This is a genomic window from Roseibium sp. JB4-4 (assembly GCF_055693425.1).
On the sequence record NZ_CM146333.1, the window covers coordinates 2,020,321 to 2,039,054 of the forward strand.

The window sequence follows — 18,734 nt, forward strand, 5'->3', positions numbered from 1 at the left end:
AGTCCCGGCTTGAAGTGATTTCTTGCAAACGGCAGGTTGATCGACATGACTGGCACGCCTTCCCTGTTCGATCTGGCTTTTCCCGATCGCCCGGACCTATCTCTTGAGCGCAGGTACGCCTTGGATTTTGACGGGCTTTTGTGCGGTGTTGACGAAGCCGGGCGCGGGCCATGGGCCGGGCCGGTTGTCACTGCTGCTGTCATTCTTGACTACGAGCGCGTGCCGGATGGGCTGGATGATTCCAAGAAGCTCTCCGAGGCCAAACGCGAAGCCTTGTATCTGGACATCGTTTCCAGCGCCTGGATTTGTGTGGCCAGTGCCTCACCGGCGACGATTGACCGTCTCAACATCCGCGCGGCGACACTTTCCGCAATGGTGAGAGCCGTCAACGGACTGCCAAAACGCCCCAGCTATGCCTTGATCGACGGCAGAGACATTCCACCCGGTCTATCGCAACCGGGCCAGGCATTGATCAAGGGCGACGGCCGCTGCCTTTGTGTCGCTGCCGCGTCCGTTGTGGCCAAGGTTACGCGGGACAGAATGATGGTCCGGCTGGAGGACCGGTTTCCGGGATATGGCTTCGCCCAACACAAGGGATATGGAGTGCCCAGGCATCAGGAAGCGCTTGAGGCACTTGGCCCGACGGTCCATCACAGGATGAGTTTCAAACCCGTCCGGCTGGCCGCGGAAGTGTCGAGTGATTGATGTGCAGTGCGAATGTAAAAAACGCATGAAAAAAGCGGCCTCGAGAGGCCGCTTTTTTATCTCAACTCGGAAGTTCCCAAGTATTAATTCAGGCGCTCTTTTACCTGCGCGATGCTTTTGGTCAGGATGTCGTCGGCGACTTTGTCCTGAACCTTTGCAGCGAGGATCTCCTCGGCTGCTGCAACGGCGATATCGGCTGCCTTGGCGCGAACTTCAGAGATTGCCTGGCTTTCTGCCTGAGCGATCTTGTCTTCCGCCGCCTTTGTGCGGCGCGCGATCATCTCTTCAAGAGCCTGGTTGGTTTCAACCGTCAAACGCTCTGCTTCCGAATTGGCTTCAGCAATGATGGCTTCTGCCTCGCCCTCAGCTTCGTGGCGCTTGCGCTGATATTCCGACAAAAGAGCCTGGGCTTCTTCACGCATCTTGCGTGCTTCTTCCAGTTCCTTGCGGATTGTATCGGCGCGATCGTCAAGCGATCCACCGATCTTGCCGGGCACCTTGAGATAGGCGATCAGTGCAAAGAAGAGAACGAGACCGACCAGGGCCCAAAATGTTGCGTCCATGATCGTCTCCTCAGTTCATCGCCGACTTCAGCGCTTTGTTCAGATCGGTTTTGGTCGGAGCCTTACCAATCAACTGCTCTACGAGAGCTGATGTGGTGTCTCCGGCAATCTCTTCGATCTGGGACAGTGCTTCAGTCTTGATGCCGGTGATATGTGCTTCCGCCGCTTTCAGCTTTTCGCCGAGTTCGGTCTCAGCTTTATCCCGGCGCGCATCCTGCTCGGCCTTCAACTTTGCCCGCGTGTCATGAGCAATCCCATGAGCCTTGTTGCGAGCTTCGGCGAGTGCCTGTTCGTACGCGGCGATCGCTGCGTCGGTTTCTGCCTTCAGGCGGTTGGCCTCGGAAAGATCTCCGGCGATGCGGTCCTTCCGGTCTTCCAGGATCCCTGCGATCCGCGGCATCGCCACGTTCTTCATGATCCAGTAGAAAATACCGAAAGTGATTGCGAGCCAGAACAACTGGGACGCAAAAGTCGTCGCATCGAACGGCGGGAAGCCCACGCCGTGCTCGCCGGCTGCTTCCGCGATGGCCGCATGGCCTTCAGTGGTCGTTTCGCCTGCCATTTCCTGTCTCCTAAATCCGGCTAGGCGGCGCTATTGGAGCGCCGCCACCGGAGTCGCATCAAATGTCGCTGTTTGAGAGCGATTAAGCGAACAGGATAAGGAAGGCGATCAGAAGGGAGAAGATGCCCAAAGCTTCCGTCACGGCGAAGCCGAAGATAAGACGGCCGAACTGGCCATCGGCAGCGGACGGGTTGCGCAGGGCGCCTGCGAGGTAGTTACCGAAGATGGTGCCGAGGCCGATACCAGCGCCGCCCATGCCCAGGCATGCGATACCCGCACCGATGTATTTTGCTGCTTCTGCTTCCATGACACGTGCTCCTAGATGTGTTTGCAGATTTCTCACGCACGGCGCTCTATCGCCGTGTGATTTGGATTACCCTTAGTGTGAAGGATGAATTGCGTCGTTCAAATACATGCAGGTCAGAACGGCAAAGACGTAGGCCTGCAGGAAAGCGACAAGAAATTCCAGCGCCGTCAAGGCGACCGTCATTGCGAGCGGCAGAATCGCGCCGAAAATGCCCAGGGCACCCATAGCGCTAAGGCTGACGACAAAGCCGGAGAAGACCTTCAATGTAATGTGCCCGGCAAGCATGTTCGCAAACAGACGAACAGAAAGGCTGATCGGGCGGGACAGGAACGAGATAACCTCGATCATGGTCACCAGCGGGATCAGTGCGCCAGGAACGCCACTTGGAATGAAGAGTTTCAGGAACTTCATTCCGTGCCGCATGAACCCGTAGAAAATCACGGTTAGAATCACCAACATCGCGAGGGCGAAGGTGACAATGATGTGGCTTGTGATGGTAAAGAAGTACGGGAACATCCCGAAGAGGTTGGCGACCAGAACGAACATAAAGAGCGAGAACACAAGCGGGAAGAATCGCATCCCGTCGGTTCCTGTCGCATCTCGAAGCGTTCCGGCAATGAATTCATACATCATTTCCGAGACCGACTGCACTCGGGTCGGCACCAGGCCGCGACCGCTGGTCGAGAAGATTAGAAACGCAGATGTCGCTGCCACGGTCAAAACCATGAACAACGAAGAATTGGTGAAAGAGAAATCCATTCCTCCGACTTCAATCGGAAAGATTTTCTGGATTTGGAACTGATGGATCGGATCGTTCGCCACCGGCCAGCCTTCTTCGTTCGTTCATTATCACAGCGCCGATAAGGCGCGACAAATTCTAGTCCGGCCTGTTCTTGTGAACGTCTTCTTTGCTGGTGCCCTTAGCCCCTGGCTGCTCGACAACACCGGCCGAGCGCAGAACATTCAAAACACCGGCCGCAAAGCCCAACAGCAAGAACACAATCAGCCCTAGAGGCGTTGTTCCTAGCCATTGGTCGGCCACCCAACCAATCCCGGCCCCCACCAACACACCAGCGATGAATTCTGAAGACAGCTTCATCGCCTGTGCGTATCCGGATGAGTTGCTCTGTGACTTGCGCGCGGCTTTTTCTTCCTCGACACGCCGGTCATCAAGCATCCGGTTCAATTGAGCCCGCCGTTCCGACAGACCTGCTTCCGGTGCGTCGCCGTTCTGATCTTCGTCACCGCCGTTTTGCGAAGACATGTTGTTAAGTCCCCACCACGCCGACATGTCAGATACAACAACGGGAGAGCCCCGTAAGCCGCGCGCACCATAGTCGGCACCTCATGCCGTGTCAAGAAGCCATCAACAATCCTTATCTAGTTGAAAAATATTATCTTTTTAAGGTCACATCAAATTACCCAGACCTAAGTTGCATGCCGATCCCGCGGCAGTGCGCACCAAATGCGTTTCAGGGACGATTTCAACGCCGAATGAATCATTTGTTGTTGCTGAGACAAGCACAAGATCGCTGAACCGCCGCGAATTGATGCGATGCGGTATTGAGGGATCAGAAGACAATCAGGCAGTTGAAATGCCCGGCAGGTGAACAGACCTTTTGCCGCCAAGGCCTTAGCCGGTTTCGCGAAACCTTTCGGCTGTCTCGAGATCAACGGATACCAGTTGCGACACACCTCTTTCGGCCATGGTCACGCCGAACAGCCTGTTCATGCGTGCCATGGTGATCGGGTTGTGGGTGATCACAACAAAACGGGTTTCCGTGCTCGCGCACATCTCGTCCAGAAGATCGCAGTAACGCTCGACATTGGCATCATCGAGCGGAGCATCAACCTCGTCGAGAACACAGATCGGAGCCGGATTCGTCAGAAAAACGGCGAAAATCAGGGACATAGCAGTTAGCGCCTGCTCACCGCCGGACAGCAAAGTCATCGTCTGAGGCTTCTTGCCCGGCGGGCGTGCGACAATTTCGAGCCCAGCTTCAAGCGGATCATCGCTGTCCACGAGTTGAAGTTCTGCGGTGCCACCGCCAAACAGATGGGTAAAAAGACGCTGGAAATGCCCATTAACGACTTCAAATGAAGCAAGCAAACGTTCGCGCGCCTCGCGGTTTAGATTTGATATGCCGGTGCGCAGACGGCGAATCGCCTCGATCAGATCGTCACGCTCAGATGTCAGGGTGTTTTTCTGTTCGTCGATTTCCTTGAGTTCTTCTTCCGCCCGCAGGTTGACACCACCCAAACGCTCACGCTCGGCCTTCAGCCGCTCCAGTTTGCGTTCCATCGCTTCGGGATCCGGCAAGGGAGCTCCCTCTTTCAGACCCGCAATTTCCGGCAAGGCTGCAACTGTGACTTCGAGATCTTCATCAATCCTGCGTTCAAGATTGCCTTTGCGTTCGCGCGCTGCCTCCAATCGCTCTTCGGCGCGGATTTTTTCTTCCCTTGCGCCCGCCATTGCCTCCATTGCGACCTTTGCCGCCCGGTCGACATCCGACAGGTCGAGTTCTGCCTGGGAGAGGCGGTCATCCTTTGCCTTCTTGACCTCTTCCGCATTGGCAATTGCGGAAAACAATTCACGACGTTTGAGTTTGATATCCTCCGGCGCTTCAGTGAGCTCCGCCCGTTCTTCTTCGGCCTCTTCGCGCCGCTCGGTCAGAGTGGAAATCTGCCTCGTGGCATTGGCAGCCCGGGTTTTCCAGCCATCATATTCGCGGGCGATCGATTCAAGACGCCTGTCGCGCATCTGCTGTTCACGCGTTAGCCCTTCGGAAACGGCGCGCGCCTCCGCCAAAGCGCTCCGGGCAGCGCTGACCTTCGCTTGCAGCTCATCAATGCGCTCTCGATAGCTGGAGCTCTCAGGCGCGGCCTCATACCGCTCTTCGGCCTCTATGGCCTGCTCCCGCGCCATCTCGGCTTCCTCGCCAAGGCGTTCGGCTCTCTCCTGGGCAGCTTCCCGTCTGGCCGCCAGTTGCGAGGTTGCCCGTTCGGCCGCAACCAGGGCTTCCCGCGCAGCCGCCGCAAGGCGCTGTCCATCCCGAACCTTGCCTTTCGCAGCCTGTTCAAGCTCCACGGTCTGACGAATCGCATTTACCGCTTCTTCGAGTGCCCCTTGGTGCTGCCCAACCGACCGTCTTGCAGCCTCAATCTCGTCCGCCAGCTCCGCTATCCGGTTTTTCTGAGCAAGTCTTTGTGCAGCCGGTGTCGGAGCGTTGGCTGCAATGACAAATCCATCCCAACGCCAAAGATCGCCTTCTGCGGAGACCAGCCGCTGTCCGGGTTTGAGCGCGGCGCGGAGCCGCGGCCCATCTTCCTGAGACACAATGCCTATCTGCGCCAGGCGGCGACTTAACTCCACCGGTGCAACAACAAGTGCAGACAATGGACGCGCACCATCAGGCAGCGGCGGATCACCTTGCCCTGACAGGGTTTGGCCCCATTTTACAGCAGCCGCTTCTTCCAGGGTTGCGTCCAGATCCTCACCAAGTGCGGCGCCGAGTGCGGTTTCAAAACCCTGTTCAACCTGGATCTGTTCGACAACAGGTGTGTGATCCTGTTCGGAATGAACATTCAGTACCTGCTCAAGAGTACGCGCCTCCGTTTCCAGCCCCTGCAGCAATTGTTGCGCTTCACCCAACGGGCCACGCGCGGCCTGTTCGCCTTCACGTGCTGCGCGGGTTGAGGCTTCAGCTTCCTCCACTGCCGCCTCAGCTTCGACCAGTGTTTCCTCAGCGAGTTCAAGCGCCTCGCGATTTTCTGAAACTCCGTCCTGCTCGGCCATTTGAGCATCGAGTTCTTGCAAGGTTTGCTGCGCATCCTGAGCTTGCGCCAGCAGGCGATCGGCGCGCTGGCGGCTATCTGCGACGGCTCTTTCCAGCTGTTGCCGCTCCGCACGTGCACGTGCCTCGGCGGCCGTCAGGTCTGAAAGGCTGGCTTCAAGCTCTTGCAAGGAGCTTTCGGCCTCGGCAACCTTCTCGCGCGCAGTTTCCGTGCGCTCCTGAACAAGCTCGTTTTCTTCAAGAAGCTCCGCTCTTTCTTCGCCCAAACGCTCAAGAACTTCATCGTTCTCAGAAACCATACTCTGTTCGCGGCGAATATCCTCAGCCAGTTGGACCAGTCTGCGTTCAAGATCCTGCAGACGCTCTTTCACCCGTCGCTCTTCTGCATCCAGTTCATTTCGTGCAAGGACAAGACGCTGCAGGGCAGCTCCGGCCCTGGCGGCCTCATCTCTGAGTTCCGGCAGTTTGTGAGCCGCTATTGCCTGAACGCGCGCGCTCTCGGCTTGAAGGGCCGTTGCTTCATTGACCTGCTTCTGCGCTTCAGCGAAATGGCTTTCGGCCGTTGCAAGTGCATCGCGGGATTCGGTCCATCGAATATAGAGGATCGAGGCTTCGGCAGACCTGATTTCGGAAGAAAGGTTGCGGTACCTCGTCGCCTGACGCGACTGCCGACGGAGATTGTCGAGCTGACCATCGATCTGAACCAGAACGTCCTCAAGCCGTTCAAGGTTCTGCTCTGCCGCTCTCAGACGAATCTCGGCTTCATGCCGACGTGAGTGAAGCCCGGAAATGCCCGCAGCTTCCTCAAGAATCTGCCGACGCGATGTCGGCTTGGCGGCGATCAGTTCACCAATCTGGCCCTGACGAACCATTGCAGGTGATCTTGCACCCGTTGAAGCATCGGCAAACAGCAGCTGTACATCACGTGCACGCACGTCTTTTGCATTGATCTTGTAGTTGGAGCCCTGCTCGCGCTCGATCCGCCGGCTGACTTCAAGCAGATCCGCGTCGTTGAAAGCCGTTGGAGCCGTGCGATCCGGATTTTCCAGAAACAGTGTGACTTCAGCGGTGTTGCGCGCAGGCCTGTTCAAACTTCCTGAGAAAATGACGTCGTCCATTCCGGACGCACGCATATTCTTGTAGGAGTTCTCGCCCATCACCCAGCGGAGCGCCTCCACCAGATTGGACTTACCGCAACCATTAGGCCCAACCACGCCGGTCAGGCCATTCCCGATGATGAATTCCATCGGTTCGACGAAAGACTTGAAACCGACGATACGGAGTTTCGAAAACTTCATCGGCGCCAACACTCCTCAGGAGTAGGCGCCGATGCAAACACGATCAGATCAAGGCAGGCTTTCGCCTTCGGCTGTTTGAAAGCCGGCTTAGAGGTTTTCCTCGATAAGTTTGCCCATTTCTTCAATCGACAGTGCCCCGGACACTCTTTCGCCATTGATGAAGAACGTTGGCGTGGAGTTTACACCGAACTCGTTTGCACCACGGTCTTTCACAGCGTTAACTGCGTCAAGCAAGCCCTGGTTTGTCAAGCATTCCTCAAAGGACTCTTGTGTAAATCCGATCTGTTTCGAAAAATCGAGCATAGATTGGTACGGATTGTCGGTGAAAGCCCATGATCTCTGGTTTTCAAACAGGGTATCCACAATCTCGAAATATTTGTCCTGAGGCGCACAGCGGGCCAGCATGAAGGCCGCCGCAGCGACCGGATCCAGCGGGAATTCACGGAATACGAAACGGACTTTTCCAGTCTCGATATATTCCTTTTTCAGGTCCGGCCAGGTGCGCTTGTGGAAACTTGCACAATGACCACAGGTCATGGACGCATATTCGATGATGGTCACCGGTGCGTTTTCGTCACCCAGAGCCTTTTCACCCAATGGACCGGGTTTCATGAGTTCGTCCACATCGACGGACTGTGCAAGGGCCGGAAGACTGCCGGCCAGGCCGAATGCGGCTGTCGCCAAGGCAGTGGTTTTTAGAAACTGTCTACGGTTCTGGGTCACGAACATTGTCCTGTCAAAAGTCAAAGCGGCACTCGCAAGTGCCTGTTCCAACATCTCATGTGCCCCTTCGAGCACTCCGCGTCAACAAGGCTTATCAAATGTGGCAAGAGAGAGGACGTAACAAGCGCTTGCATCACAGTGTTGTTATCGCAAATCGCCGTGAAATGAGGGATTTCGCCTACAAACAAGCCTTAAATCTCAAGCAGCCTTGTCCGGGTTTCGGGCGATCACCTGAGCGCCGAGCTTCTTGAGTGCCTGCCGCAAACGGTCGTTTTCAACCCCTTCAAGGCGCTCCTCCAGCCGCTTTTCCTCCGATTGCGTCAAGTCGCGAAGTCGCCTGGGCTGTTCTTGCCGCCTGACTTGAACCGGTCGTTGCAGAATCTTGAGGCGGCCAACGGCTGCCCAGCCATAGAAGGTGTTGATGCGCTCGATCAATTGCGCACTGTCATGGGACAGCATCAGGGCAGTCGCCCCATCAGTGTGGACGACAAGTATCGCCGGTTCCGGCGGTCTTTCGGGGTCGCTGAGGTCCGGCCTTCTTGGCCAGATCAGGCGATCCGGCTGAACCCTGCCACCATACCGTTCTCCAACGATATCTGCCCACGCGGCCACAATATCGACAGACGCAAACCCTCGCTTTCTGCAGGCAGGCGTCATCGCCTTGCCGACAAGATCGGCAAGCGGTTTAGCCCCTTTTGGCTTGTGGTGAGCGATTGCCTTTACCACGCGAATGACATACCTCCTCACCAAGCTGATGAAATCAGATTTCAAAACTCAGCTTGGGGTCTGGGATGAAGTGTTCCAATAGAATACGACAAAATGACGACGAATACTTGGTGCAATCCAATTCACGGATGTTTACCGCCAAAGTTGTCCCCAGGCTTTCCAAAGGTTCAATCCGTGAAAATGCCTTGTTAGCCCAAGTGATATCATGACATCTGCTTCTCCTGCCTCAACCTTGCTCGACTGGTATGATCGCCATGCACGGCGCCTCCCCTGGAGAGTTTCACCGCAGGACCGCGATGTTGGTGAAGTTCCAGACCCCTATCGCGTCTGGCTATCGGAAATAATGCTGCAGCAGACCACAGTTGCGGCCGTGAAGGACTACTTCGAAAAGTTCGTCAAAATCTGGCCGACCGTAGAGCACCTCGCTGCTGCAAGCGAGGAAGATGTGATGAAGGCCTGGGCCGGTCTTGGCTACTATTCCCGCGCCCGCAACCTCAAAAAATGTGCGAACACTGTCGCCAACCAGCTGGATGGGCGATTTCCCGCGAGCGAGGCGGAACTACTGAAACTGCCTGGAATCGGGCCCTACACCGCGGCGGCAATCGCAACTATTGCCTTTGACAGACACGCGGCTGTAGTCGACGGCAATGTGGAACGCGTCATAACGAGGCTGGACCGGCTTGAAACGCCGCTGCCCGATGCCAAACCTCTTGTAAAAGCCCGGATGGGTGAATTGACACCCGTTGTACGCCCAGGAGACTTCGCTCAAGCCGTAATGGACCTTGGCGCTACTATCTGTACACCGAGACGACCAGCCTGCGCGCTTTGCCCCTGGACTTCAATTTGCAAGGTCCAGGGAACCGAAATTGCTGAAACGTTGCCGCGAAAGGCTCCGAAGAAGCAAAAACCAACCCGATTTGGCGCGGCATTCGTTGCTGTCAATGCTGGTAACGGCGCAGTATTGCTACGCCGGCGGCCTCCAAGCGGTCTGCTTGGTGGTATGACCGAAGTGCCCGGCACACACTGGACTGAGCAGTTTGAAGCCGACTCGGCCCTGGAAGATGTTCCCTTCGCAGCAAACTGGCGAATGCAGCCAACCGAGGTCAAACACACGTTCACTCATTTTCATTTGCGCCTCACAGTTTTCCGCACCGACCTTTTCGGTGACACTATGCCTGAGCTTGAAGCCAGTTGGTGGTCTGAACCCGACGCACTTGAAACAGAAGCGCTCCCCACGGTTATGCGCAAAGTGCTGGCAGTAGCCCTTTCCTAATTCTCACGCACCACCTCGCGCCCGGCAAACTGCACCCTTTTGCCCCGTCACAGGTGGCGTTTCCAAATGCCCCTGGGCAGGCAGCGTCGCATGTTTCACAACCAAACCGAGAGCGCCCACGTTTTACGACCACTTCTGGATCAACAAAAAACATGGATAAATTCGTCCTGATTTTTTCCTCATCCAATGTGCATTGGCCGTCGTACCAAGACCGACACAGAATTCGATCAAGCACCTGAAAAATCTCGGAAAAAGACATGTCCGGGAGCGGGATAGCTGTGTCTTTGTGAAACCATGGGAGTGCGTCATGAAATTCGTTCAAAAACTGGTCTTTGCTCTACTTCTCGTCCTGCCGCTATCTGCTGCCAATGCTGGTCAGAAGGACATTGTTGACACCGCAGTCGACGCAGGTTCCTTCGGCACCTTGGTCGCCGCAGTTCAAGCAGCCGGTCTCGTTGACACATTGAAAGGCGAAGGTCCGTTCACCGTCTTCGCACCTACAGATGAAGCATTCGCCAAGCTGCCTGAAGGCACAGTTGAGACCCTGCTCAAGCCGGAAAACAAAGACCAGCTCGTTGCGATCCTCACCTACCACGTTGTCCCAGGCAAAGTGATGTCATCCGATATCGCCGGCAAGAAAGCCGAAGTTGCTTCCGTTGAAGGCAGCGAGATCTCCGTTGACGCAACCGACGGCGTAAAAGTCGACAACGCCAACGTCGTGACTGCAGACATTGAAACCTCAAATGGCGTCATCCACGTCATCGACACGGTTATCATGCCGAAGTCGTAATCCAGTTTTAAGGTCCAAGAAAACACAGGCGCGGTCTTTTCAAAGATCGCGCTTTGTTTTTGATTTTCGGCGGTTCGAGGTGTTGGTCTCACTTTACCGGAGATGCAATTCCACTCATAAACTCGGGATGCGTCATTTTATTCCGAATTCAAGCTTTGATTGTCTGGACACGCACCCTAGAATAATTCTAAAGTGCGCCAAGATTCAATTACAGGAGGCATCCCATGAAGGGAAATGAGAAGGTCATCGAGCGTTTGAATGAGGCTCTGTTTCTGGAGCTCGGCGCGATCAATCAGTACTGGCTGCACTACCGCCTCCTTGCCGATTGGGGATTTGCGCGGCTGGCCAAGAAAGAGCGTGAGGAAAGCATTGAAGAAATGCAGCACGCCGACAAGATCACGGATCGTATTATCTTTCTTGAAGGCCACCCCAACATGCAGAAGGTTGCGCCTCTGCGGATTGGGCAGAATATCAAGGAAGTCCTGGAATCCGATCTGGCGGGCGAATACGACGCTCGCACTTCATATTCCAAGTCGCGCGACATCTGCCGAGACGAAGGTGACTATGTCTCCATGCAGCTGTTCGAAGAACTTCTTTCAGATGAAGAAGGTCACATCGACTTTCTGGAAACACAGCTGGACCTTTTGGAAAAAATCGGGATCGAGCGCTACGGCATGTTGAATGCCGTTCCTGCAGACGAAGCCGAGTAACGCAAATTCGGCCACGCGTTGATATCGCGTGGCCGTTGTTTTAGTTCATTTTTGAAACTTTTTTCGACCAGCCAGTCCGGTCATATGCCGAGTTGGTCCTTTGAACCTTTCGCTACCTATTGGAAAGCTGTCTCTGCAAAACTTCTGAGTTTGCGGGAATGGAGCCGCTCGGCCGTCATGTCGCGCATCTTTTCCATCGCCCTGATGCCGATTTCCAGATGCTGGGCAACCTGCCGCTTATAGAAATCGGTCGCCATGCCCGGCAGCTTCAGCTCACCATGCAACGGTTTGTCCGAGATACACAAAAGCGTTCCGTAGGGAACCCGGAAACGAAAGCCATTGGCTGCAATTGTCGCCGATTCCATATCAAGCGCGATCGCCCTGGACTGTGAGAACCTTTTGACAAGTTCGGGCTGATCCCAGAGTTCCCAGTTCCTGTTGTCCAGTGACACAACCGTGCCGGTTCGCATAACACGTTTGAGGTCATAACCATCAATGCCGGTAATCTCGGCAACCGCATCCTCAAGCGCGACCTGGACTTCCGCAAGAGGTGGGATCGGCACCCAAACCGGCAGATCCTGATTGAGAACGTTGTCGTCTCGCACATAACCATGCGCAAGCACATAATCGCCGAGCGTCTGACTGTTTCTGAGACCGGCACAGTGGCCAAGCATAAGCCAGACATGCGGCCGCAGGACGGCGACATGATCCGTAATGGTTTTGGCATTGGACGGGCCGACGCCAATGTTGATCATTGTGATGCCGCTGCCGTCGGCCCGCTTCAGATGATAGGCCGGCATCTGCGGCAGCTTTGCAGGTTCAGTACCGCTGCAGGGCTCGCAGTCTCCAGCCCTGGTTACCAGATTTCCCGGTGATACAAAGGCCTCGTATCCGCTATCCGGATTTGCCAGGAGTTCCTGGGACATGCGGCAAAATTCGTCGATATAGAACTGATAGTTCGTGAAAAGAACATAGTTCTGAAAGTGTTCAGCTGCGGTTGCCGTATAGTGCTGGAGGCGGTGCAATGAATAGTCAACACGCGGCGCCGTGAAGGACGCAAGCGGCATGATCCCGTCACTCGGCTCATAAGTGCCATTGGCGATGGAATCGTCCATCACGGTCAAATCAGGCAAGTCGAATATGTCCGCCAGCGGACGATCCAGATTGGCCGCTGCCGCGCCGCCCTCCACATGCGTTCCATCGTAGAAGGCAAAATGCAGCGGGATCGGCATTTCACTGTCGCCAACCTGAATTGGCACATCGTGGTTCTTCATCAGAAGCGAAAGCTGCGTACACAAATAATTTCGAAAAAGATCCGGCCGTGTGATGGTTGAGGCGTGGGTCCCCGGCCCGGAGACAAAACCGTAAGAAAGGCGACTGTCGAGACGTATATGGCTGTCGGTCACGATCCGCACTTGCGGATAATACGCTCGTACGCGTTCAGTGATTTCCTTGCCTTCAAGAAGATTTTGAAATTGGGATCGCAAGAATGCAGTGTTGTCTTCAAAGATTTCAATCAGCCTGTCGACCGCCTTGCCGGCATCGGTGAAGACCTCTAGCGGGTGCGAGGGTGCCAGCCGAACGCGCCGGACTTCGGGTTGCAAATTCTTGCTGATACTGTTGGACATAAACCGTCTCCTTATTGTTGTTATGGGCCACACAGTCCTGCCAACTCATGCCCTGGTCAATAGATCCAGCATCTGTTTTTGAATTTTTTTTCGCAGAGAGAAAAATTCTGCGCTTATAGTTCAAGGCAAATCTGATGCACTTTTCCCGACGATGCGAAGCCGGTATTGTCATCATGAATTATTACAAGGAGTTTCCCATGCAACGGTCCATAGTTTCTTTTGCGCTTGCAGCCTCGGTGGTGGTTGGCACCGGTTTCGCAGCCCTTGCCGATAGTCTTCCCGACCTCGGTGGCAAGGAAGTCGTCATAGCGTCGGAAAACACCTACCCGCCTCTCCAGTTCGTTGATCCCAAGTCTGGCGATGCAATCGGTTGGGAATATGACGCAATTGCCGAGATCGCCAAACGTCTGAACATGAAAGTCACCTTTCAAAACACCAGTTGGGACGCCATGATCCCTGCGATCAGCGCTGGTGAATATGATCTCGCCATGAACGGCATCACCATTCGTGAAGATCGAGCACAGCAAGTGGATTTCTCAGATCCTTACATGCGCTCCGAAATGTTCATGCTGGTAAGAGAAGATGAAGACCGCTTCACCGATCCGAAAAGTTTTGCTGCCAACAACGATTTTCTGGCCGGAGCACAACCAGGCACAACACCGTTTTACGTGACTGTTTATGACGTACTGGACGGAGACGAGGCCAATCCCCGGATCAAACTCTTTGAAACATTCGGCGCCGCCGTTCAGGCACTCAAGATCGGTGATGTCGATCTCGTTCTGACAGACAGCACCGGCGGACAAGGCTATGTCGCAGCCAACCCGGACACGTTCAAATTGATCGGCGATCCGATGGGAACAGAGGACTTCGGCTTCATCTTCCCGAAAGGGTCCGAACTCGTTGGCCCCTTCAATGCAGCAATTGCCAGCATGCGCAGCGATGGAACCATTGATGCGCTCAACACGAAGTGGTTCTTTGACTACAAAGTGGGGCAATAGCACTTTGTTCGCTCTCTGATCGTTCAGAGACGCCGCCGTTGGGCCGGCATCGGGGAGAGTTTTCCGGTGCCGGCTGTTTTTTATCCGCTGACTTGTCAATCTTTCCTGGCCGGTGGCACATCTCCCAAATCCAAACAAAGACCGAGCCATGTTCCGCAAATCCAAACAGACCGGCGCCTCAAAACAGGACTTCCCTTACTGGTTGGTGGCCGCTTGCGGCATAGCGGTTTTCCTGCTGATACAAATCGCAACGGACGATATCTACAGCCAGGTAATGGCAACGGTTTCTCGCGGGATCGGCCTGACGATCTTCGTCACGCTTGTCGGTTTCTTCCTGGCGTCTGTGCTTGGTCTTCTTTTGGCGCTGGCCTCATTGTCCTCTTCCCTGATCCTCAGGCAAGTGGCGCGATTTTATGTCGAGATCGTGCGTGGATTGCCGATCATCGTGTTGTTGCTTTATATCGCCTTTGTCGGGACCCCGCTCCTGATAGCACTCGTCAATGCGGTGCTGGAACCATTAGGCCAGGACCCCCTGCGCACGCGCGACTTCCCCCTTTTGTGGCGCGCTGTCCTGGCGCTTACCATCGGTTATTCCGCTTTTATCGCCGAAGTTTTCAGGGCTGGCATTCAGGCAGTCGACAAGGGACAGATCGAGGCGGCCGAGGCGCTTGGCATGAACCGGTGGCTCAGGTTTCGATTGATCGTGTTCCCACAGGCGCTGAAAACAATTCTGCCACCGCTCGGAAACGATTTTGTCGCCATGATCAAGGACAGTTCGCTGGTTTCCGTTCTCGGCGTTGCCGACATCACCCAGCTCGGCAAGGTCTATGCCGCCGGTTCTTTCCGGTATTTCGAAACTTACAATATCGTTGCCTTGATCTACCTGATGATGACCATAACCCTTTCACTGGCTTTGCGCCGTTTTGAGCGCACACGCACTGTCGGAGAGCGGTAAGTCTCATATAGCGATCACGGCAACTGGTTCTGAACTTGTTGTCTAGTTCCAGCTCTTGCTCATTCTGAAGACGATACCTTCATCGACATTCAGCAGGGTCAGGTTCGAAACCGCATACCCCGCTTTGCCAACGTTCGGTTCTGTGGAATCTTAGTCTGGCTTGAGAAATATGCTGTAGCGGGGGAGAACAGAATGCGTTCCTTTGACGAAATTGTAGCGCTGACAGAGGAAAAAAAGGGCGGCCCGGACAATTTGAAGAAGCTCCTGAGTGAGCACAATCAACCCAAATCCGAACAAGAACTTGAGCAGCTTGGTGATGACCGCTGGCTCTCCATGTTCACAAAATGCGTATTTCAGGCAGGTTTCAGCTGGAAGGTCATCGACCAGAAATGGCCGGGTTTCGAAGAGGCTTTCGATGGCTTCGATGTCGCCCGCCTCGCCTTCTTACCGGACGAGGCTTATGAAGCCCTTATGAAGGACGCTCGTATTGTCCGAAATGCTGCCAAGATCAAATCAGTACAGCACAACGCCATCTTCCTGAAGGATCTTGCCACCGAACACGGGAGCGCATCCAGGTTCTTTGCTCAATATCCGCCAAGCGATCAAGTCGGGTTGATGGAGACGATCAAGAAGCGCGGCAGCCGCCTGGGAGGAAGTACGGGGCAAATCGCCCTGCGCTTCCTGGGCAAGGAAAGTTTCATCCTCACGGGTGATGTGGTTAATGCCCTTATCCGTGAAAATGTCATTGAGAATGACCGCATGTCGAAAAAAATCTAAATGCCGCACAGGTTGCCTTTAACGAATGGAAGGCAACTTCCGGTCGTAGCATGAATGAAATCAGCAGAATTCTGGCCTTTTCGGTCTGAAGCGGCCATTAACTTCTCATTTAACTTTTACGATTGTAAACAAAGCATTGATTCAATAAGAATTTTTGTTTTGATTGTTTAACCGCTGATTTACCAAACCCGGTAACCATGACACTCGAAATTGCGTGAGGTATTGCGTCGCAATGAGTGTACTGAGTACCGGGGTGTCCTCCGCGGCACCCCATCTAACAAATTCAACGGAAGCATCCGCTTCCTGGCTGAACACGATCCTGAAGGGCGACTGCGTAGCCGCCCTTGAGAAGCTGCCGTCCCGGTCTGTCGACCTGGTCTTTGCCGACCCACCCTACAATCTCCAGCTGGGTGGCGATCTGCACCGGCCGGATCAGTCCAAGGTGGATGCGTGCGACGATCATTGGGATCAGTTCGAGAGCTTCGAGGCCTATGATGCCTTCACCAGAGCTTGGCTTCTGGCGGTTCGCCGGGTGATGAAACCTGACGGTTCGCTTTATGTAATCGGCTCTTACCACAACATCTTCCGTGTCGGCGCGATCCTGCAGGATCTCGGCTTCTGGATCATGAATGATATTGTCTGGCTGAAATCCAACCCAATGCCGAACTTTCGCGGCAAGCGGTTCACCAATGCCCACGAGACGATGATCTGGGCGGTCAGGTCCAAGGATGCCAAGCCGACGTTCAACTATGATGCATTGAAAGTCTTCAACGAAGACCTCCAGATGCGCTCAGACTGGCACTTGCCGCTCTGCACCGGTGCGGAGCGCTTGAAAGGTGCCGACGGCCAGAAAGTACATCCGACCCAGAAACCGGAGGCGCTGCTCTATCGGGTTTTGACCGCCTCTTCAAAACCGGACGATGTTGTGCTCGACCCGTTTTTCGGCACCGGCACCACAGGCGCTGTTGCCAAGAAACTTGGCCGCAACTTTGTCGGTGTTGAACGCGAACAGGACTACATCGATGCCGCGATGGAGCGCATCGATGCCATTGAGACGGGTGACGCGAGTGCTTTGGAAATGCAGCAGGGCAAACGTGCCCTGAAGCGCATTCCTTTCGGGACCCTTCTCGAAAACGGCCTCCTGCAACCGGGCACCGAACTGACCTGTTCCAAAGGCAAGCATCTGGCGATCGTGCGGGCAGACGGCTCGCTCAAGTCCGGAGATCATACCGGATCCATCCACAAAGTGGGTGCCCTGGTCCAGGGCCAGGAAGCCTGCAATGGCTGGACGTTCTGGCATACTATAAAAGGCACTCGAAAAGCCCCGATTGACGACCTCCGCAAGGAAATCAGATCGAGGCTGCAGGCCTGACGAATAAAAAAAGCAGAAGAGACTTCGCGTTCCCCGCGGGATCCCACTTCCCCCGCCCTCCAGAAATGAGGGCGGGTTTTTCTTTTTGTGCGTGCCGATTTTTTTGCACCGGTCGCAAACCTTTGCCCGGATCAAGCGCCCCCAATTTGCAACACTCAGATCCAGGACTGTCGATTAACGTGTGCAAACTCTTCAAACGTGCGAGGTTGGGTACCGGTTAAATTCTGAACTTCATCGGTCACTCTGTTTTCGCTGCCTTGTGAGATGCTGACGTCCATTCCAGCCAGTATCTCGGCGTAGTTGCGAGGCATTCCCAAACCGGTAAAGCGATCGATCATCTGCTTTTCACTTTGCTCGACATAACGAATTTCTCGCCCGGTCTCAGATGAGAGGATCCTGGCCACATCTTCATAGGAAAGCGCTTCGGGACCCGTTAGCAACACATCACTGTTCACGGCAGAACTCGCGGTGAGTGCAGCAAAAGCGGCTTCAGCGATATCGTCCGTATCGATGAACGGAACACGTCCTTCAGCCGTCGCAGAGTAAATTTCATCATTCTCGCGGATGGTTCTCAGGTGTTGTTGTTCTGAAAAGTTCTGCATGAACCACGTCGGTCGGAGGACACACCATTCCGGCGCTACTTTTTGCAAATAGTCGTGCACCTGCCCCATCATTGGCCCGCCTGACGGGAGTGATGACGCACTCAACAGCACAAATCGGCGCACACCTTTTGTAAGAGCCAGATCAATGAACGGCTTCATGACCTTGAGATGATCTGCGCGGTCAGTCGGTGCCAGTAGATAGACGCCAGTGACCCCAGCCAATGCGGCAGTGAAACCGTCATGGTTTTCCCAGTCATGCAACACGTGGTTCGTCTCTTCGGGCTTTCGCGTTCCCACACGAACCGCAAGGCCACTTTCCTGCAGGCGCTTGACGATCCGCCTGCCGGTTTTCCCGGTGCCACCCGTCACAAGATACTCAGCGCTCATCTTGTGCCTCGTTCTGCAAAATCTGACGAAGCGACTCTGTGCTTCCAGCTGCGGCCAAAACCACAAGTGGATTCCAATAGTCCTTGTATGAGCTGATCAATCCGTCTTTCAGTTCGATCACCGAAATGTAGTCCTGATCGTATCCGGCGTCGGTCACATTGCTTTCTCCGGTGCAACTGAACTCAACAACAAATCGCGATTTGTCCGCAGTGGCGGTCACCTGATGTAAGATCAGAGTGTGCAATGACACGAGCTTGCCAACCCGCGGCAGATATCGCGCAAGCGCCGCCTTGCCATCCAGTCTTCGAATTGCGCCTTCTGGTGCATAGGGGAATTCAAAAACGATTTCTTCACAGACCATATCGAGAAGCGTTTCTGAACCCGGATTGAGCGCATCACCGAGTGCCTTGCGCAACAGGGCTGCGAAGTCTGTCAATTGAGGTTGTTTCGTAGTCATCTGACTTTACCTTTCAACGTCGGAACGCTACCGTCTCATCCTATTTAGGAGAGTTTCGATGGAACGCAACCGTATCGACGAAAAAAATCTCGAAAACCTGCCGGCGC

19 protein-coding genes are annotated in these 18,734 nt (G+C 54.7%); 8 read left to right on the forward strand and 11 right to left on the reverse strand.

Annotated features, from left to right (window positions below; translation table 11 throughout):
• Window positions 1–45 precede the first annotated feature (45 nt).
• A complete protein-coding gene (locus ACZ1HV_RS09255; protein ID WP_472717903.1) occupies window positions 46–705 on the forward strand; it encodes a ribonuclease HII in 660 nt (219 codons plus the stop codon).
• Window positions 706–788: 83 nt separating this feature from the next.
• Here the strand turns inward: ACZ1HV_RS09255 and ACZ1HV_RS09260 are convergent, their stop codons facing one another.
• The 8 genes from ACZ1HV_RS09260 to ACZ1HV_RS09295 form a co-directional block, all read right to left on the reverse strand.
• Complete coding sequence (locus tag ACZ1HV_RS09260; protein WP_298958843.1) at window positions 789–1,268, reverse strand: F0F1 ATP synthase subunit B; 480 nt, start codon at window positions 1,266–1,268, stop codon at window positions 789–791.
• 10 nt (window positions 1,269–1,278) lie between these two features.
• Entirely contained in the window at window positions 1,279–1,830 is a 552-nt protein-coding gene (locus ACZ1HV_RS09265) for a F0F1 ATP synthase subunit B (RefSeq protein ID WP_472717904.1), read from the reverse strand.
• 82 nt (window positions 1,831–1,912) lie between these two features.
• Window positions 1,913–2,137 carry a F0F1 ATP synthase subunit C gene (locus ACZ1HV_RS09270; protein WP_055111220.1) on the reverse strand — a complete coding sequence of 75 codons (225 nt, stop codon included), beginning with the start codon at window positions 2,135–2,137 and terminating at the stop codon, window positions 1,913–1,915.
• 72 nt (window positions 2,138–2,209) lie between these two features.
• Entirely contained in the window at window positions 2,210–2,959 is a 750-nt protein-coding gene (locus ACZ1HV_RS09275; protein ID WP_298813822.1) for a F0F1 ATP synthase subunit A, read from the reverse strand.
• A gap of 55 nt (window positions 2,960–3,014) precedes the next feature.
• Window positions 3,015–3,401, reverse strand: coding sequence for an AtpZ/AtpI family protein (locus ACZ1HV_RS09280; protein WP_298984920.1), 387 nt, complete (start codon window positions 3,399–3,401; stop codon window positions 3,015–3,017).
• A gap of 369 nt (window positions 3,402–3,770) precedes the next feature.
• Window positions 3,771–7,229 (reverse strand): chromosome segregation SMC family protein, encoded by a 3,459-nt coding sequence (locus ACZ1HV_RS09285; RefSeq protein ID WP_472717905.1) that lies wholly within the window; start codon window positions 7,227–7,229, stop codon window positions 3,771–3,773.
• A gap of 87 nt (window positions 7,230–7,316) precedes the next feature.
• On the reverse strand, window positions 7,317–7,952 hold the full coding sequence (locus tag ACZ1HV_RS09290; RefSeq protein ID WP_298814055.1) for a thioredoxin domain-containing protein: 636 nt from the start codon (window positions 7,950–7,952) through the stop codon (window positions 7,317–7,319).
• A gap of 198 nt (window positions 7,953–8,150) precedes the next feature.
• The gene (locus ACZ1HV_RS09295; RefSeq protein WP_298813828.1) at window positions 8,151–8,678 is read right to left on the reverse strand and encodes a DUF721 domain-containing protein; all 528 of its coding nucleotides are present in this window, start codon (window positions 8,676–8,678) and stop codon (window positions 8,151–8,153) included.
• 205 nt (window positions 8,679–8,883) lie between these two features.
• Here ACZ1HV_RS09295 and mutY point away from each other — a divergent pair, with 205 nt between their 5' ends.
• The 3 genes from mutY (at window position 8,884) to bfr (ending at window position 11,451) form a co-directional block, all read left to right on the forward strand.
• Complete coding sequence (gene mutY, locus ACZ1HV_RS09300) at window positions 8,884–9,951, forward strand: A/G-specific adenine glycosylase (protein WP_472717906.1); 1,068 nt, start codon at window positions 8,884–8,886, stop codon at window positions 9,949–9,951.
• A 307-nt stretch (window positions 9,952–10,258) separates the two neighbouring features.
• The gene (locus ACZ1HV_RS09305) at window positions 10,259–10,741 is read left to right on the forward strand and encodes a fasciclin domain-containing protein (RefSeq protein WP_298958839.1); all 483 of its coding nucleotides are present in this window, start codon (window positions 10,259–10,261) and stop codon (window positions 10,739–10,741) included.
• A gap of 224 nt (window positions 10,742–10,965) precedes the next feature.
• A complete protein-coding gene (bfr, locus tag ACZ1HV_RS09310) occupies window positions 10,966–11,451 on the forward strand; it encodes a bacterioferritin (protein ID WP_298813833.1) in 486 nt (161 codons plus the stop codon).
• Window positions 11,452–11,567: 116 nt separating this feature from the next.
• On the opposite strand, the gene ACZ1HV_RS09315 is transcribed toward bfr, so the two are convergent.
• Complete coding sequence (locus ACZ1HV_RS09315) at window positions 11,568–13,079, reverse strand: AMP nucleosidase (protein ID WP_298813835.1); 1,512 nt, start codon at window positions 13,077–13,079, stop codon at window positions 11,568–11,570.
• A gap of 197 nt (window positions 13,080–13,276) precedes the next feature.
• Between ACZ1HV_RS09315 and ACZ1HV_RS09320 the strand changes: the two genes are divergently transcribed.
• From ACZ1HV_RS09320 to ACZ1HV_RS09335, 4 genes are all read left to right on the forward strand, one after another.
• Window positions 13,277–14,077: a transporter substrate-binding domain-containing protein gene (locus ACZ1HV_RS09320; RefSeq protein WP_298813837.1), complete on the forward strand. Its 801-nt coding sequence runs from the start codon at window positions 13,277–13,279 to the stop codon at window positions 14,075–14,077.
• A 148-nt stretch (window positions 14,078–14,225) separates the two neighbouring features.
• Window positions 14,226–15,032: an amino acid ABC transporter permease gene (locus ACZ1HV_RS09325; protein ID WP_298958831.1), complete on the forward strand. Its 807-nt coding sequence runs from the start codon at window positions 14,226–14,228 to the stop codon at window positions 15,030–15,032.
• A 192-nt stretch (window positions 15,033–15,224) separates the two neighbouring features.
• Entirely contained in the window at window positions 15,225–15,809 is a 585-nt protein-coding gene (locus ACZ1HV_RS09330) for a DNA-3-methyladenine glycosylase I (RefSeq protein WP_472717907.1), read from the forward strand.
• A gap of 232 nt (window positions 15,810–16,041) precedes the next feature.
• Window positions 16,042–17,181 carry a site-specific DNA-methyltransferase gene (locus ACZ1HV_RS09335; RefSeq protein WP_298813843.1) on the forward strand — a complete coding sequence of 380 codons (1,140 nt, stop codon included), beginning with the start codon at window positions 16,042–16,044 and terminating at the stop codon, window positions 17,179–17,181.
• A 155-nt stretch (window positions 17,182–17,336) separates the two neighbouring features.
• Here the strand turns inward: ACZ1HV_RS09335 and ACZ1HV_RS09340 are convergent, their stop codons facing one another.
• Both ACZ1HV_RS09340 and ACZ1HV_RS09345 read right to left on the reverse strand, forming a co-directional pair.
• A complete protein-coding gene (locus ACZ1HV_RS09340) occupies window positions 17,337–18,170 on the reverse strand; it encodes an ergot alkaloid biosynthesis protein (RefSeq protein ID WP_472717908.1) in 834 nt (277 codons plus the stop codon).
• Complete coding sequence (locus tag ACZ1HV_RS09345) at window positions 18,160–18,627, reverse strand: nuclear transport factor 2 family protein (RefSeq protein WP_472717909.1); 468 nt, start codon at window positions 18,625–18,627, stop codon at window positions 18,160–18,162. The genes ACZ1HV_RS09340 and ACZ1HV_RS09345 overlap by 11 nt, the downstream gene beginning before the upstream one ends.
• Between the last annotated feature and the right edge of the window lie 107 nt (window positions 18,628–18,734).